This window comes from Halobaculum rarum, assembly GCF_040025155.1.
Classification (GTDB): domain Archaea; phylum Halobacteriota; class Halobacteria; order Halobacteriales; family Haloferacaceae; genus Halobaculum; species Halobaculum rarum.
Map to the genome: position 1 here is coordinate 2,830,863 of NZ_CP157275.1, position 12,739 is coordinate 2,843,601.

Below are 12,739 nucleotides of genomic sequence, written 5' to 3' on the forward strand. Positions count from 1 at the left end.
GGACCGTCCGGGGCGACGCGTCCCGCAACGCCCAAACACCTACCCCGACTACCCGAATCCGATCAGATGGACCCGAAAACCGAGATGACGAGCGTCGACCTCGCGGCCCTCGCCGGGGAGCTCTCCCGGTACGAGGGGGCGAAGGTGGACAAGGTCTACCTCTACGGCGACGACCTCGTCCGTTTCAAGCTCCGCGACTACGACCGCGGGCGGGTCGAGCTCCTCGTCGAGACGGGCGACGTGAAGCGGTGTCACGTCGCCGACCCCGCGAACGTCCCCGACGCGCCCGGTCGCCCGCCGGAGTTCGCCAAGACCCTCCGCTCGCGGCTGGCGGGCGGCGAGATCGCGGACGTGGAGCAGTACGAGTTCGACCGCATCCTCTCGTTCGACTTCGAGCGGCCCGACGAGAACACGCGCGTCGTCGCCGAGCTGTTCGGCGAGGGCAATCTCGCCGTCCTCGACGAGACCGGCGAAGTCCAGCGCAGCCTGGAGACGATCCGGCTCAAGTCGCGGACCGTCGCGCCCGGCAGCCAGTACGAGTACCCGCAGTCGCGGATCAACCCTTTCGACGTGCGCTATGAGGTGCTCGAGGCCCGGATGGAGGAGTCGGACACCGACGTGGTCCGCACGCTCGCCACGCAGCTCAACATGGGCGGCCTCTACGCCGAGGAGTTCTGCACCCGCGCGGGCGTCGAGAAGACGCTCGATATCGCCGACACCGGGGAGGAGCAGTATCGCGCGATCTACGACGCGATCCAGCGGATGGGCGAACGCCTCCGCTCCGGGGATCTCGACCCCCGCGTCTATCTGGAGGACGACGCCGTCGTCGACGTGACCCCGTTCCCGCTGGAGGAGCGCGAGGGGATGGAGGCGGAGGCGTACGACGACTTCAACGCGGCGCTGGACGAGTACTTCTACCGGCTCGACCTCACGGAAGACGAGGAGGTCGACGACTCGCCCGACTTCGAGGCGGAGATCGCCAAGAAACAGCGGATCATCGACCAGCAGGAGGGCGCGATCGACGACTTCGACGAGCGCGCGGCCGCCGAGCGCGAGAAGGCCGAGGCCGTGTACGCTCACTACGACCTCGTCGCCGACGTGCTCTCGACGATCCAGGCCGCCCGCGAGGAGGGCCGGGGCTGGGAGGAGATCGACGAGACGTTCCTCGAGGGCGCCGACCGCGGCATCCCCGAGGCCGAGGCCGTCCGCGGCGTCGACGGCTCGGAGGGGACCGTCGACGTCGACCTCGACGGGACGGTCGTCACCCTCGAGGCCGGCACCGGCCCGGAGAAGAACGCGGATCGGCTGTACAAAGAGGCCAAGCGGATCGAGGAGAAGAAGGAGGGCGCGCTCGCGGCGATCGAGAACACCCGCGAGGAGCTGGCCGCGGTGAAACAGCGCAAGGAGGAGTGGGAGCGCGATGACGGCGACGAGGGGGACGACGGCGGTGACGCCGACGGCGACGACGCCGGAGACGGGGACGGCGACGCCGACGACCGCGCGGACGTCGACTGGCTCTCCCGGCAGTCGATCCCCGTCAGACAGCAGGACAACTGGTACGACCGCTTCCGTTGGTTCGAGACGAGCGACGGCTTCCTCGTCATCGGCGGACGCAACGCCGATCAGAACGAGGAACTGGTGAAGAACTACATGGAGGGTCGGGACCTGTTCTGTCACGCGCAGGCCCACGGCGGTCCGGTCACGCTCATCAAGGCGACCGACCCCTCGGAGGCCGCCCGCGACGTGACGATCCCCGAGCAGTCGCGGAAGGAGGCCGCCCAGTTCGCCGTCTCGTACTCCTCGGTGTGGAAGGACGGCCGCGGCGCCGGCGACGCGTACGTCGTCACGCCGGACCAGGTGTCCAAGACGCCCGAGTCGGGCGAGTACATCGAGAAGGGCGGGTTCGTGATCCGTGGGGAGCGCGACTACTACCGCGATATGCCCGCGGAGGTCGCTGTCGGCGTGCAGGTCGAGCCCGAGACGCGGGTGATCGGCGGCCCGCCGAGCGCGGTCGAGCCGCGCGCGGCGACGACGATCCGACTCACCCCGGGGCGGTTCGCCCAGAACGACGCGGCGATGAAGTGCTACCGGCAACTCAAGGATCGGTTCGCCGACCAGGGGTTCGTCCGTAAGGTCGCCTCCGCCGACCGGATCCAGGAGTTCCTCCCGCCGGGCGAAAGCGACATTCTCGGGGAGTAAGCGGCTCCAGGAGACGCTCCGGTATTCGCTCGGGGCCGCGGAGTCGGTGGAAACCGTTAACCACGACGCTGGTGACGCTCCGGTATGTTGGAAGACGCGCTCGGGTACCCCCTGCGAACCGACGACCGCGTCGCCACGCTGATCGTCGGCGGCGCGCTGATCGTCGCGAGCGTGTTCGTGTTGCCGGCGTTCGTGCTGCAGGGGTATCTCGTCCGAGTGCTGCGTTCGGCGGCGTCCGGCGAGCGGGAGGCGCCGTCGTTCACCGACTGGGGAAAGCTGTTCGTCGACGGAGTGAAGCTCGTCGTCGTGCAGGCGGCCTACGGCCTCGTTATCTCGATCCCGATCGTCGCGGCGGTCGCCTCGTTCTTCCTCGGCGGTGTGACCGGAAGCGAGGCGGGGATCGCCGCGTTCGGGACGGTCAGCCTCCTCCTGCTCCTGCTCGCGGCGCTGCTGTCGATCCTTGTCGCGTACGTGCTGCCGGCGGCGATGACCAACTTCGCGCTCGCGGGCGAACTGAGCGCGGCGTTCGACGTCGAAGCGCTGCGCGAGGCCGCCCTCTCCGGGCGATACCTCGTCGGCGTTCTCTTCGGCGTCGTGCTCGGGGGCGTTATCAACATCGTCGCGAGCCCCTTCGCGTTGATCCTGATCGGGATCCCGGGGCTGTTCTACGGCCAGGTCGTCGCCCACTACTGCTTCGGCCGCGGGTTCGCCGAGGCGACCGACGCGGTAGACGGAGAAGAGACGAGCGGACCGACCGGCGTGCACGGCAGGTCCGGACAGGAGCACCCCCGAGTGGGCCGATGAAGTCGATCTGAGCCGGGCGCACACACCCCGGCGAGAGTCCGCGTCTCGGAGGGCCTTTGTACGCGCCCGACGCACTCGCTGGTATGCGAATCGACTCGCGCGGCCGCGGCGAGGAGGGGCGCGAGCGCCTGACGGTCACGCCCGAGACCACCGACGACCTGTGGCACCTCTCGCACGTCCTCGAACCGGGCGATCACGTCGAGGCGGACACGACTCGCCGGGTCACCCGCAACGACGACCAGCTCCGTGACAAGGGCGGCGAGCGCGAGCACATGCGCGTCACCATCGAGGTCGAGGACGTGGAGTTCGCCCGCTTCGCCAACCGCCTCCGCGTCGGGGGCGTCATCGTCGGCTGCTCGCGCGAGGACGAGATCGGCCACCACCACACGCTCAACGTCGAGGAGCGCTCGGAACTCACCGTCGAGAAGCACTTCAAGCCCGACCAGATCGAGCGCATCGAGGAGGCCGAGGAGGCCACCGGCGCGCCCGACGTGGCCATCGCCACTGTCGAGGAAGGGGCGGCGTTCATTCACACGGTCCAGCAGTACGGCACCGAGGAGTACGCGAGCTTCACCAAGCCGACCGGGAAGGGCGAGTTCTCCCGTCCGCGCGACGAACTGTTCGACGAGCTCGGCTCGGCGCTGTCACACCTCGACCCCGAGGCGATCATCCTCGCGGGGCCGGGGTTCACCAAGAACGACGCCAACGACTACATCGACGAGCACTACCGCGACCTGAGCGACCGCGTCACGGTCGTGAACACCTCCGCCGCGGGCGACCGCGGCGTCCACGAGGTGCTCAAACGCGGCGCCGTCGACGAGGTGCAACGCGAGACGCGCATCGCCCGCGAGGCGGAACTCATCGACGAGCTCACCGGGCGGATGGCCGAGGGCGCGAAGGCCACCTACGGCGTGAACGAGACGATGGAGGCCGCCGAGTTCGGCGCCATCGAGACGCTGCTCATCGTCGACGAGCGCCTGCGCGCCGAGCGCCAGGGCGAGGGCGACTGGGACATCGACGTGAACGACCTCGTCGAGACCGCCGAGCAGAAGGGCGGGGACGTGGTCGTCTTCTCGCAGGAGTTCGCGCCCGGCCAACAGCTGAAGAACCTCGGCGGCGTCGCCGCACTCCTGCGGTACCGACTCCAGTGACGATGGGCGACGACGACGACGCCCCGACCGACACGGACGACACCACGACCGACGCGGACTTCTCCCCGGCCGACGCCGACTGGACCGCGACGCTGGCCCTCACCGAGGCCGACTGGGACGCCGTCGTCGATCTCCGGATGCGCGTGTTCGTCGACGAGCAGGGCGTTCCCGAGGAACTTGAACTCGACGAGTACGACGAGGACCCGCTCGACTCGGACGTGGATCACCTGCTCGTGCGCGACAGCGACGGGAGTGGGGGCGACGCCGACTCGGAGACGGACGAAACCCGCACGGTCGAGGTCGTCGCGACGGCTCGGATCCGCGCGGTCGACGCCGCCGAGTACGGCGCGCTCGATGAGGCCGCCGAGCGGATCGCGAAGGTCGAACGGGTCGTCGTCGCCCGCGACCGCCGCGGCGAGGGATGGGGCGCGCGCGTGATGGCGGCCGTCGAGGACCGCGCTCGAACACGGGGACTGAACGAGGTGGTGCTCCACGCACAGACCCGGGCGGCCGGCTTCTACGAGCGCCTGGGGTACGCCGTCGACGACGCGGTCGGCACCTTCGACGAGGACGGGATCGAGCACGTCCGGATGCGGCGCAGGATCTGAGTCGCTGCTTTCGGTCCGGCCTCCCGCGCCCCCGCTGTGCCCGTCCCCGCCGCCGGCGATCACGTCGCCGTGGCCCGAAGCTACAAGCCCCGGTGTGAAACACAGGGGCATACAATGGCGACCTCGCGCCGATATCGACGCCACCTCATGTGGGCGACGCTCGCGTTCGGCTTCCTGTTTGTCAACTTCTTTCGCAACTCGACAGCGGTGCTGTCGGGCGATCTCGCCGCGGTATTCGACGCGACCGGTTCCGAGTTGGGCCTGCTCCACTCGTCGTTCTTCTACGTGTACGCGGCCGCACAGCTTCCGTCCGGGCTGCTCGTCGACCGGTACGGCCCACGCCGGGTCGTGTCGATCGGGCTCGTCGGCATGGCCGTCGGAGTCGCCGGATTCGCCGCGGCCGACTCGCTCGCGATCGGGTTCACCGCGCGGTTTCTCGCGGGGCTGAGCGGGGCGTCGATCTACGTGGCCGTCCTTCGATTCTGCGCCAACTGGTACGCGCCCGAGGAGTTCGCGACGATGACGGGCTTCACCATCGCCGCCGCGGGGATCGGCGGCGTGCTCGCGACGACGCCGCTGGCGCTGGCGGCGGAGGCCGCCGGCTGGCGCGCGGTGTTGTACGCCGCCGCCGTGGGTGTCCTCCTCGCGGGCCTCGCCGTCGGCGCCTTCGTCCGGGACCGACCGGCCGACCCGACAGACCGTCCCGAGGGCGCCGACTCCGGGACGGAGACCGACTCGATGCGGGAGGTGTTTGCGGGGGCGCGGCGCGTGCTCGGCGACCTCGACACGTGGCTGATGGGGACGGCGCTGTTCCTCATCTTCGGGCTCAACTTCACCGTCGTCGGACTGTGGGGAGTGCCGTACATCGTCCACCTGTACGACGTGCCCGTCTCGAGGGCTGCTCTGGCGGTGCTCGCGGCGAACATCGGCTTCGCGGTCGGCTCTCCCGCGTTCGGCGCGCTCTCGGATCGCACCGGCCGCCGGACGGAGGTGATCGTCGGCTCGTGTCTCGCGTTCGTGATCGCCTACGGCGTGGTGTTCGTCACCGTGACGCCGCCGCTGTTCGTCGTCGCGCTCGCGCTGTTCGTCGGGATGGGGATCACCGGCGGCGCGTCCGTGGCCTACACCGTCGCGAAGGAGCGTCATTCCGAGGACAGCGGCGCTGCCACGGGCACGGTCAACGGGATGGCGTACTTCGGGGCGGCCGTCTTCCCCGCGGTGCTCGGCGCCGCGCTGGACGCCTATTGGACCGGCCGCGTGGTCGACGGCGCGCGCGCGTACTCCGTCACCGGCTACCGCGTCGCGTTCGGGATCGTCGTCCTCGGCGGCGTGATCGCGACGCTGTGTGCGATCGCGCTCCACGTGCGCGTCACCAGGCGCGAACGGCGGAGGAACAACGCCGCGGCCGCCCCCGGCGGAGTCCCGACCGACGGCGTCGACGACTGATCTACTCGCCGGTCAGCGCCTCGCTCGCGGGCGCGAAGTCGATGGTTTGTCCGAGCCCGGCGTCGACGGCCTTCTCGTACAGCAGGTACGCCGAGGCGGCCGTCTCGATCCCGGTGCCGCCCGAGTCGAAGACGGTGATCTCGGCGTCGCTCGTGCGCCCCGGCTCGACGCCGGCGACGACCTCGCCCAGCTCGGCGTGGACGTGGTCCTCGTCGACGACGCCGGCCTCCAGCGCCGAGAGGAACGAGCCGGCGTCCTGCAGCGCCCGGGCGCGCAGATCGGGGACGTACGTCGCGCGCTCGATCGTCGCGTGGTCGAGCTCGCGCTTGTTCTCGTTATACTGGCCCATCGCGGTGACGTGTGTCCCCGGCTCCAGCGCCTCGCCGTCGAACACCGGTTCGGCGGCGTTCGTCGCGGTGATCACCACGTCGGCGTCCTCGATCGCGGCGGCCGCGCTCGCGACGGCGGCGACCGAGGCGTCGAGCGACCCGTTCATGTCGCCCGCGAACGCCTCGCGATGCTCCTTCGTCGGCGAGTACACCCACACGGTCTCCAGATCGCGAACCGTCGCCGTCGCTTTCAGCTGTCCCCGCGCCTGCGCGCCCGAGCCGATCACCGCGACGGAGCTCGCGTCCTCGCGCGCGAGCGCGTCGACGCCGACCGCGCCGGCCGCGCCCGTCTTGTACGGGTTCATCGACGCGCCGTCGAGCAGCGCCAGCGGCTCGCCCGACTCCGCGTCGAACAGCGGCGTCATGAACCACGCGTCCCGCGCGCCGAACCCGGCGGAGTAGGTGTACCCGCCCATCGCCCCCGTCTCGGGCAACACCGCGGCGTAGGTGGTGAGAAAGCCCGGCGGCTCGGCGTTCACGAGCTTCGTCCGCGGCTCCGCAGGGGCGCCCTCGCCGATCTGGCGGTAGGCGTCGCGGACGGCGTCAACGTATTCGGCGGGGTCCGCGAGCCCGGCGACTTCCTCGCTCGTCAGGAACAGCGTCTCCGTCATGGGCGAAGATTGGACGCCAGTCGGTAAAAGCGTGGGCGGCGCAGGCGGGCCGATTCAGTCGGCGTTCTGTGGTCCGCCGGGAGCGCCACCGGCGTCGATGCCAACGGTTTTGCTCCCGCCGGGACAGGTGGGGCCGTGCGACGACACCTCGGGTACGCGTCGTTGGTGGCGGCGGTCGCGGCCGCGGCGGCCGCCGGCTTCGTGCGGGCCACCACTCCGCTGGCAGATCTGGCCGTACCCGCCCTCGGCGACATCTCCCCGGACGCGGCGGCGACGACGGCGCTGTTGGCCGTGGCGGTGGTGCTGGCTGCCAACGGAGCCTACTTCGTCGTGTACGAGCTCGCCGCCCGGCGGGCGACGAAACGCCGCGCCCACGACCTGCGCAACGTCCTGCGACTCGGCTTCGGGGCGCTCGCGCTCGTCGGGCTCCTCGGCGTCCTCGCCGACCAGTGGGTCGGTCTCCTCGTCTCGCTGGGCGTGGTCGGCTTCGCGATCACGTTCGCGCTCCAGCAGCCCCTACTGTCGCTCGTCGGCTGGTTCTACCTCATGCTGAAGCGACCGTACGCCGTCGGCGACCGCGTTCAGATGGGCGAGGTGAGCGGCGACGTGATCGAGGTCGACTTCTTCGTCACGACGCTGTGGGAGATCAACGGCCCGCTCGTCTCCACGAACCAGCCGTCCGGCCGCGTGGTCACCGTCCCGAACAGCCAGGTGCTCTCCTCGGAGGTGGTGAACTTCTCCGGCGTCGGCTTCCCGTACGTGTGGAACGAACTCTCGGTGCAGGTGGCCTACGAGACGGATCTGGCGTTCGCCCGCGAGCGCATGACCGGCGTCGCCGACGACTACCTCGGCGACGAGATGGCCGACGCTATCGACCGATACCGCGACCGCCTCGCCGACACCGCCGTCGAACTCGAGGTCGCCGAGCGTCCCTCGGTGAACGTCGTCCAGCGCGAGTCGTGGGTCGAACTCCGCTTGCGCTATCTCGTTCACCACCGACGCGCGACCCGCGTCCGAAACGACCTGTACGAGCGCGTGCTCGCCGAGTTCAACGAGACGCCTGACCGTGTCGCGTTCCCGGTCAGCCGGAGCCGCTGAGGCGGCAGTCGCTCGCCCGTCCCCCAGCGCCCGCGGACTTTTGCTACTCCGTGTCACAGTGCGGGCATGGACAGGGGTCGACTCGGCGCGGTCGCGGCCCGGACGGCCCCCCCGGCCGGCGTCGGACTCGCGGCGACGCTCGGCGGCGGGCTGTTGTATCTGCCGGGTGGCGTCGCACAGGGTGCCGGCCCGCAGGCGCCGCTGGCGTACCTCCTCGCGGGCGGCGGCGCCGTCTGCCTCGCCGTCGCGTTCGCGGTCGTCGCCGCCGGCCCGTTCGCCGAACGCGGTCCCGTGTACGGCGCGGTATCGCATGTGTGGGGGTCGCGACGGCTCGGTGCCCTCGCCGCGTGGTCGGCGCTCGCGGGGTACGTGGCGCTGCTGGCGCTGTTGGCGGAGTGGCTCGGCCGACTCGCCCCGCTTCCGGCGACTACGGGCGCGTACGTCTCCGGCTCCCTTGGGGCACCGACGGGGCTCGCGGCGCTTTCGGGAGTCGGCTTGCCCGCCCCGCTGGTGGGTGACGCGCTCGCGGTGACCGTCTGTCTGTTCGCGCTCGGCGTCCACCTCGCGGGGACGCGCCGTGCCGCCGTCGCCGCAGCCGTGCCAGCCTGGGGGGTCGTCATCGGTGTCGGCGTGCTCCTGCTCGCTGCGTTCCTCCCCGGTGTCGGCGAGTTCGTCCCCGCGAACTTCGACCCGCTGTACCCGACATCCGGCCTCCAACGGGCTCCCCTCCGGAGCCTCCTCGGCGGCGTCGGTGTCGCGCTGTTCGCGTTCGTCGGGGTCGAGGCAGCCGCCTACGCCGCCGCGGTCGACCGGGCCGATGAGGGCGCCGGCGAGGACGGAGACGTCCGGGACAGCGTCGCCGCGTCGGCCCCCGTCGTCGCCGCCGCGGTCGCCGGTGCGCTCGTGACCCTGACGGCGCTCGTCGCGCTGGGGATCATCGACTGGACCCGGCTCACCCTCGCGGACATCCCCGCCGCCGACGCGATCGCCGCGTACCTCCCGGTCGACCCGGTCGCGCTGACAGTTGTGGTCTCTACGGCGGCGGGCCTCGCCGCGCTGGTTGCGCTCGGCGTCCCCGCCGCACGCGCGCTCGTCGGGCTGGCCGAACTGTACCCGCCGCTGGAGCGTGGTCCCGCGGAGCCGCCGGTCGTCGCGCTCGTCGTCGTCTACGGCGCCGCCGCCGCGCTCGCGGTCGCGGACCTCGTCGCCCCCGCGCTGTACGTCGCGGTCCCCGGCCTCGCGCTGTCGTATCTCGCGGTCGCGACGACCGCGGCCGCGATGCCCGTTCGCCGGCCCGACCTGTGGGCCGAGTGTGGCGTCCGTCCAACGGGCGCGGTCGGCCGGGTCGCGCTGGCCGGCGGCGTCGCCGTCGCGGCCGCGCTGCTCGGCGTGACGCTCGCGAGCGACCCCGCGACGACGCTCGGCCTGACGCTTCACCGGGTCGCGCTCGCGGTGTTCGAGTTCGAGCTGGTATCGGATCCGCTCGGCGGGGTCGTCCCGGCCATCGTCGCGTGGGAACTGATCGGACTCGGACTGCTGCTCGTGGTACGCGACTACCGAGAGTCGGTCGGGATCGAACTCCCCGCGCTCGATGGACCGGGGGAGAACGACCGTGGAGGGGTCAACTCCGACGACGAGAGCGACCCCACCGACGCGTCAGACCCCGCCGACGAGTCCGCGCCGGAACCGTAACCCGCAACCGCGTGGCCGCCCTGATTCCGGCAATGGAATCCGGGGCGATCCCCCTCGAGTCGGCCGGACCGTTCGACCTGCAGGCGACCGTCGAGAGCGGCCAGACGTATCTGTGGGACCGCGCGGACGGAAACATGTACGAGACGATGTCCGCGTACGGCGGCGACCACTGGTACGAGACGGTCGTCCCGCCGCTGGGGGGCGTCAGCGACGAGCGTGCGGTCGTCCGTGTTCGCCAGACTGACGGGCTGCTGGAGTGGGAGTCGACGACGGACGCGGTGCCGATACTCACCCATCTCCTGCGGCTCGACGACGACCTCGACGCGATCCTCGAGGCGACGCCGGATCTGCCCCTCTTGAACCGCGCGTACGAGGAGTATCGGGGGATGCGGCTCGTCCGTGACCCGCCGTTCCCGTGTCTGATCTCGTTCATCTGCTCGGCGCAGATGCGCGTCAGCCGCATCCACGGGATGCAGCTGGCCATGGCCGAACAGTTCGGCGACCCGGTCTCGTTCGACGGCCGGACGCTCCACGCGTTCCCGACGGCCGAACAGCTCGCCGAGCGCACCGAGGAGGAACTGCGCGACCTGTCGCTGGGCTACCGCGCCCCGTACGTGCAACGCACCGCGGAGATGGTCGCCGACGGCGAGGCCGACCCCGCGGCCGTACGCGGCATGACCTACGAGGACGCCCGCGAGTACCTCACGCGGTTCGTCGGCGTGGGCGACAAGGTGGCCGACTGCGTCCTGCTGTTCTCGCTTGATTTCCTCGAGGCGGTGCCGCTCGACACGTGGATCCAGACGGCGATCGCCGACTACTACCCCGAGTGCGACGCAGGCGGCTACGCCGAAACGAGCCGAGCGATCCGGGACCGGTTCGGCGGAAAGTACGCCGGCTACGCGCAGACGTACGTCTTCTACTACCTCCGCGCGGGAGGAGAGTAAGCCGCAAGCGACGGTGGTTCGGGCTTGCTCGGTCCGATCACCGGTCATCGGCCGGTTCTCACATGGCGGCGGCCGAACATTCATGGCCGATCCAGTGGTACAATGTGGCATGGACTGTAGGGTCGTCGTCGAGGCCGCGGTGCCGGTGTACGATGTCGAGACGACCGACGAGGCGGTCCGGATCGCGATCTCGAAGACGGGGGAGATGCTCAACCCCGATCTCAACTACGTCGAGATCTCGATGGGCACGCGGACGTCGCCTGACGGCGAGCAGCTGCCGCCGGCGTTCGTCGCGGCCGACGAGGCGCTCGTGGCGCTGGAACTGGAGATGTCCGTGTTCAACGTCGAGCGAGAGGAACACGCCGCGCGGATCGCCCGCAAGGAGATCGGTCAACGGCTCCACGACATCCCGCTCAAGATCCTCAGCGTCGAGCCGCTCGAGGACGGTGACGACCGCGGCGACGATGGAGGGGACCACGACGGCGGAAGCGACTACGGTGATGAAACTGATCGCGATGCCGGGGGCGACGAGCTGCTGCCGGAGTTCGAGGAGATGGTCGAGGACGAGCGGTAGGTTCACCCCACGCGTCGCTTACGGGCGGTGTGGTCCGGCAGTCGCGAACTCGGCGCTGTCGCTGTGAACTGTTCGGTCGCTACGGGAGAGTACGTTCCGTGAGTTAGTCGGCGCGAGGCGCGACAGTCTCGGTCGTCTCCTCCTCGGCGGACGACGTGATCCCGGACGCCAGTTTGAACACGGCGGCTTTGTGATCCGTCTTGGATCGGTGAATCGACGTCGGTTTGACGCCGAGTTCCTTGTACTCGGTCAGGTCGATGTCTGTGCTCCACTCCTCATACTCGCTGCGTACCTCGCTAAGAAGGCCGTGCAGGTGAATGAGCTCCTGCTTTTTCATGGACGAATTTCGGTTGCGACCCAAGGGTTAAAGACTTATCTTGAGGTTCGTTAGCACGGTCCTCGACGCATTTAGATGGGTCGAGCGAACCGGTCGGATCCTAGGGAGATAGCCGAGTTCGTTTCGAGCGAATCGGCGAGAAACGGAGCCGTTCGGCGGCCGATCGGCGCCTCGCGCGGACGGCGACTCGCGGCGGTCGCTCCGACTGTCCGGCCACGAACGTTTTTTGAGGCGGCGCACGCCTACGGGCGTGTATGGAGTACGACGACATGTTAGACCGCGCGATCGAGGAGACGCCCGACGTCGAGGAGCGCGGCTCCCGGTTCGAGGTCCCCGACCCGGAGGTTCGTTCGGAAGGGAACGTCACCGTCGTCGAGAACTTCCAGGGGCTGGTCGACACGCTGAACCGCGAGGAGTCGGCGCTGTTGAAGTTCCTACAGGACGAACTCGGGACGGCCGCGCGTATCGACGAATCCGGACGCGCGCGGCTCACGGGCGATTTCAAGCAGGGTCGGGTCGCAAACGCCGTGGAGGCGTACATCGACGGCTCCGTCATCTGCTCGGAGTGCGGGCTCCCTGACACGCGAATCGTCGAGCAGGGCGGCGCGGACGTGCTCAAGTGCGACGCCTGCGGCGCGATCACGAGTCTCGGAACGTAGTCGCGCCGACCGGTACCGGCTCACCTGCGGTTCACTCGAACTGTTTCACCGCATCGAGGTCTCGCTCGGTCCGCATGAACTCCGCGAGCCGTCGCGTCGCGTGACACGAAGGACATGAGAAGTTCTCCCGGTGGTTCGGGAGGTCGGTGGGCACCTCTTCCCAGTCTTTCGAGCATTCGGGACACATCAGTCGGACGAAGGCTTCCACCATACCCGGACCCGTTGCT

The 12,739-nt window shown here is 70.0% G+C and carries 13 protein-coding genes; 10 read left to right on the forward strand and 3 right to left on the reverse strand.

Annotated elements, in window-relative coordinates; translation table 11 throughout:
- The first annotated feature begins 66 nt into the window (after nucleotides 1-66).
- The 5 genes from rqcH (at nucleotide 67) to ABJD39_RS14390 (ending at nucleotide 6,208) form a co-directional block, all read left to right on the forward strand.
- On the forward strand, nucleotides 67-2,199 hold the full coding sequence (gene rqcH, locus ABJD39_RS14370) for a ribosome rescue protein RqcH (RefSeq protein ID WP_348610132.1): 2,133 nt from the start codon (nucleotides 67-69) through the stop codon (nucleotides 2,197-2,199).
- An 84-nt stretch (nucleotides 2,200-2,283) separates the two neighbouring features.
- The gene (locus tag ABJD39_RS14375) at nucleotides 2,284-3,003 is read left to right on the forward strand and encodes a DUF4013 domain-containing protein (protein WP_348610135.1); all 720 of its coding nucleotides are present in this window, start codon (nucleotides 2,284-2,286) and stop codon (nucleotides 3,001-3,003) included.
- 83 nt (nucleotides 3,004-3,086) lie between these two features.
- Entirely contained in the window at nucleotides 3,087-4,154 is a 1,068-nt protein-coding gene (locus ABJD39_RS14380) for an mRNA surveillance protein pelota (protein WP_348610138.1), read from the forward strand.
- Between the two features lie 2 nt (nucleotides 4,155-4,156).
- Nucleotides 4,157-4,762, forward strand: coding sequence for a GNAT family N-acetyltransferase (locus tag ABJD39_RS14385; protein ID WP_348610141.1), 606 nt, complete (start codon nucleotides 4,157-4,159; stop codon nucleotides 4,760-4,762).
- Nucleotides 4,763-4,876: 114 nt separating this feature from the next.
- Nucleotides 4,877-6,208, forward strand: coding sequence for an MFS transporter (locus tag ABJD39_RS14390; protein WP_348610144.1), 1,332 nt, complete (start codon nucleotides 4,877-4,879; stop codon nucleotides 6,206-6,208).
- 1 nt (nucleotide 6,209) lies between these two features.
- Here ABJD39_RS14390 and ABJD39_RS14395 read toward each other — a convergent pair whose 3' ends face one another.
- Nucleotides 6,210-7,208 carry an ornithine cyclodeaminase family protein gene (locus ABJD39_RS14395; protein WP_348610146.1) on the reverse strand — a complete coding sequence of 333 codons (999 nt, stop codon included), beginning with the start codon at nucleotides 7,206-7,208 and terminating at the stop codon, nucleotides 6,210-6,212.
- A gap of 135 nt (nucleotides 7,209-7,343) precedes the next feature.
- Here ABJD39_RS14395 and ABJD39_RS14400 point away from each other — a divergent pair, with 135 nt between their 5' ends.
- From ABJD39_RS14400 to ABJD39_RS14415, 4 genes are all read left to right on the forward strand, one after another.
- A complete protein-coding gene (locus ABJD39_RS14400) occupies nucleotides 7,344-8,306 on the forward strand; it encodes a mechanosensitive ion channel family protein (protein ID WP_431357853.1) in 963 nt (320 codons plus the stop codon).
- A 66-nt stretch (nucleotides 8,307-8,372) separates the two neighbouring features.
- Nucleotides 8,373-9,998 (forward strand): hypothetical protein, encoded by a 1,626-nt coding sequence (locus ABJD39_RS14405; RefSeq protein WP_348610148.1) that lies wholly within the window; start codon nucleotides 8,373-8,375, stop codon nucleotides 9,996-9,998.
- A 32-nt stretch (nucleotides 9,999-10,030) separates the two neighbouring features.
- Complete coding sequence (locus tag ABJD39_RS14410; RefSeq protein WP_348610151.1) at nucleotides 10,031-10,942, forward strand: DNA-3-methyladenine glycosylase family protein; 912 nt, start codon at nucleotides 10,031-10,033, stop codon at nucleotides 10,940-10,942.
- A gap of 109 nt (nucleotides 10,943-11,051) precedes the next feature.
- Entirely contained in the window at nucleotides 11,052-11,516 is a 465-nt protein-coding gene (locus ABJD39_RS14415) for a DUF555 domain-containing protein (protein ID WP_348610154.1), read from the forward strand.
- Nucleotides 11,517-11,619: 103 nt separating this feature from the next.
- On the opposite strand, the gene ABJD39_RS14420 is transcribed toward ABJD39_RS14415, so the two are convergent.
- A complete protein-coding gene (locus ABJD39_RS14420; protein WP_348610157.1) occupies nucleotides 11,620-11,853 on the reverse strand; it encodes a UPF0058 family protein in 234 nt (77 codons plus the stop codon).
- 254 nt (nucleotides 11,854-12,107) lie between these two features.
- On the opposite strand from ABJD39_RS14420, the gene ABJD39_RS14425 reads away from it, so the two are divergent.
- Nucleotides 12,108-12,512 carry a translation initiation factor IF-2 subunit beta gene (locus tag ABJD39_RS14425; protein WP_348610160.1) on the forward strand — a complete coding sequence of 135 codons (405 nt, stop codon included), beginning with the start codon at nucleotides 12,108-12,110 and terminating at the stop codon, nucleotides 12,510-12,512.
- A gap of 31 nt (nucleotides 12,513-12,543) precedes the next feature.
- On the opposite strand, the gene ABJD39_RS14430 is transcribed toward ABJD39_RS14425, so the two are convergent.
- Nucleotides 12,544-12,723, reverse strand: a complete 180-nt coding sequence (locus ABJD39_RS14430) for a hypothetical protein (protein WP_348610163.1) — start codon at nucleotides 12,721-12,723, stop codon at nucleotides 12,544-12,546.
- Nucleotides 12,724-12,739: the final 16 nt, after the last annotated feature.

Coding starts and splice junctions, on each gene's coding strand:
- ABJD39_RS14410 (WP_348610151.1), top strand. CDS start 10,031: ATGGAATCCGGGGCGATCCCCCTCGAGTCGGCCGGACCGTTCGACCTG.
- ABJD39_RS14380 (WP_348610138.1), top strand. CDS start 3,087: ATGCGAATCGACTCGCGCGGCCGCGGCGAGGAGGGGCGCGAGCGCCTG.
- ABJD39_RS14395 (WP_348610146.1), bottom strand. CDS start 7,208: ATGACGGAGACGCTGTTCCTGACGAGCGAGGAAGTCGCCGGGCTCGCG.
- ABJD39_RS14420 (WP_348610157.1), bottom strand. CDS start 11,853: ATGAAAAAGCAGGAGCTCATTCACCTGCACGGCCTTCTTAGCGAGGTA.
- ABJD39_RS14415 (WP_348610154.1), top strand. CDS start 11,052: ATGGACTGTAGGGTCGTCGTCGAGGCCGCGGTGCCGGTGTACGATGTC.
- ABJD39_RS14405 (WP_348610148.1), top strand. CDS start 8,373: ATGGACAGGGGTCGACTCGGCGCGGTCGCGGCCCGGACGGCCCCCCCG.
- ABJD39_RS14425 (WP_348610160.1), top strand. CDS start 12,108: ATGGAGTACGACGACATGTTAGACCGCGCGATCGAGGAGACGCCCGAC.
- ABJD39_RS14430 (WP_348610163.1), bottom strand. CDS start 12,723: ATGGTGGAAGCCTTCGTCCGACTGATGTGTCCCGAATGCTCGAAAGAC.
- rqcH (WP_348610132.1), top strand. CDS start 67: ATGGACCCGAAAACCGAGATGACGAGCGTCGACCTCGCGGCCCTCGCC.
- ABJD39_RS14375 (WP_348610135.1), top strand. CDS start 2,284: ATGTTGGAAGACGCGCTCGGGTACCCCCTGCGAACCGACGACCGCGTC.
- ABJD39_RS14390 (WP_348610144.1), top strand. CDS start 4,877: ATGGCGACCTCGCGCCGATATCGACGCCACCTCATGTGGGCGACGCTC.
- ABJD39_RS14385 (WP_348610141.1), top strand. CDS start 4,157: ATGGGCGACGACGACGACGCCCCGACCGACACGGACGACACCACGACC.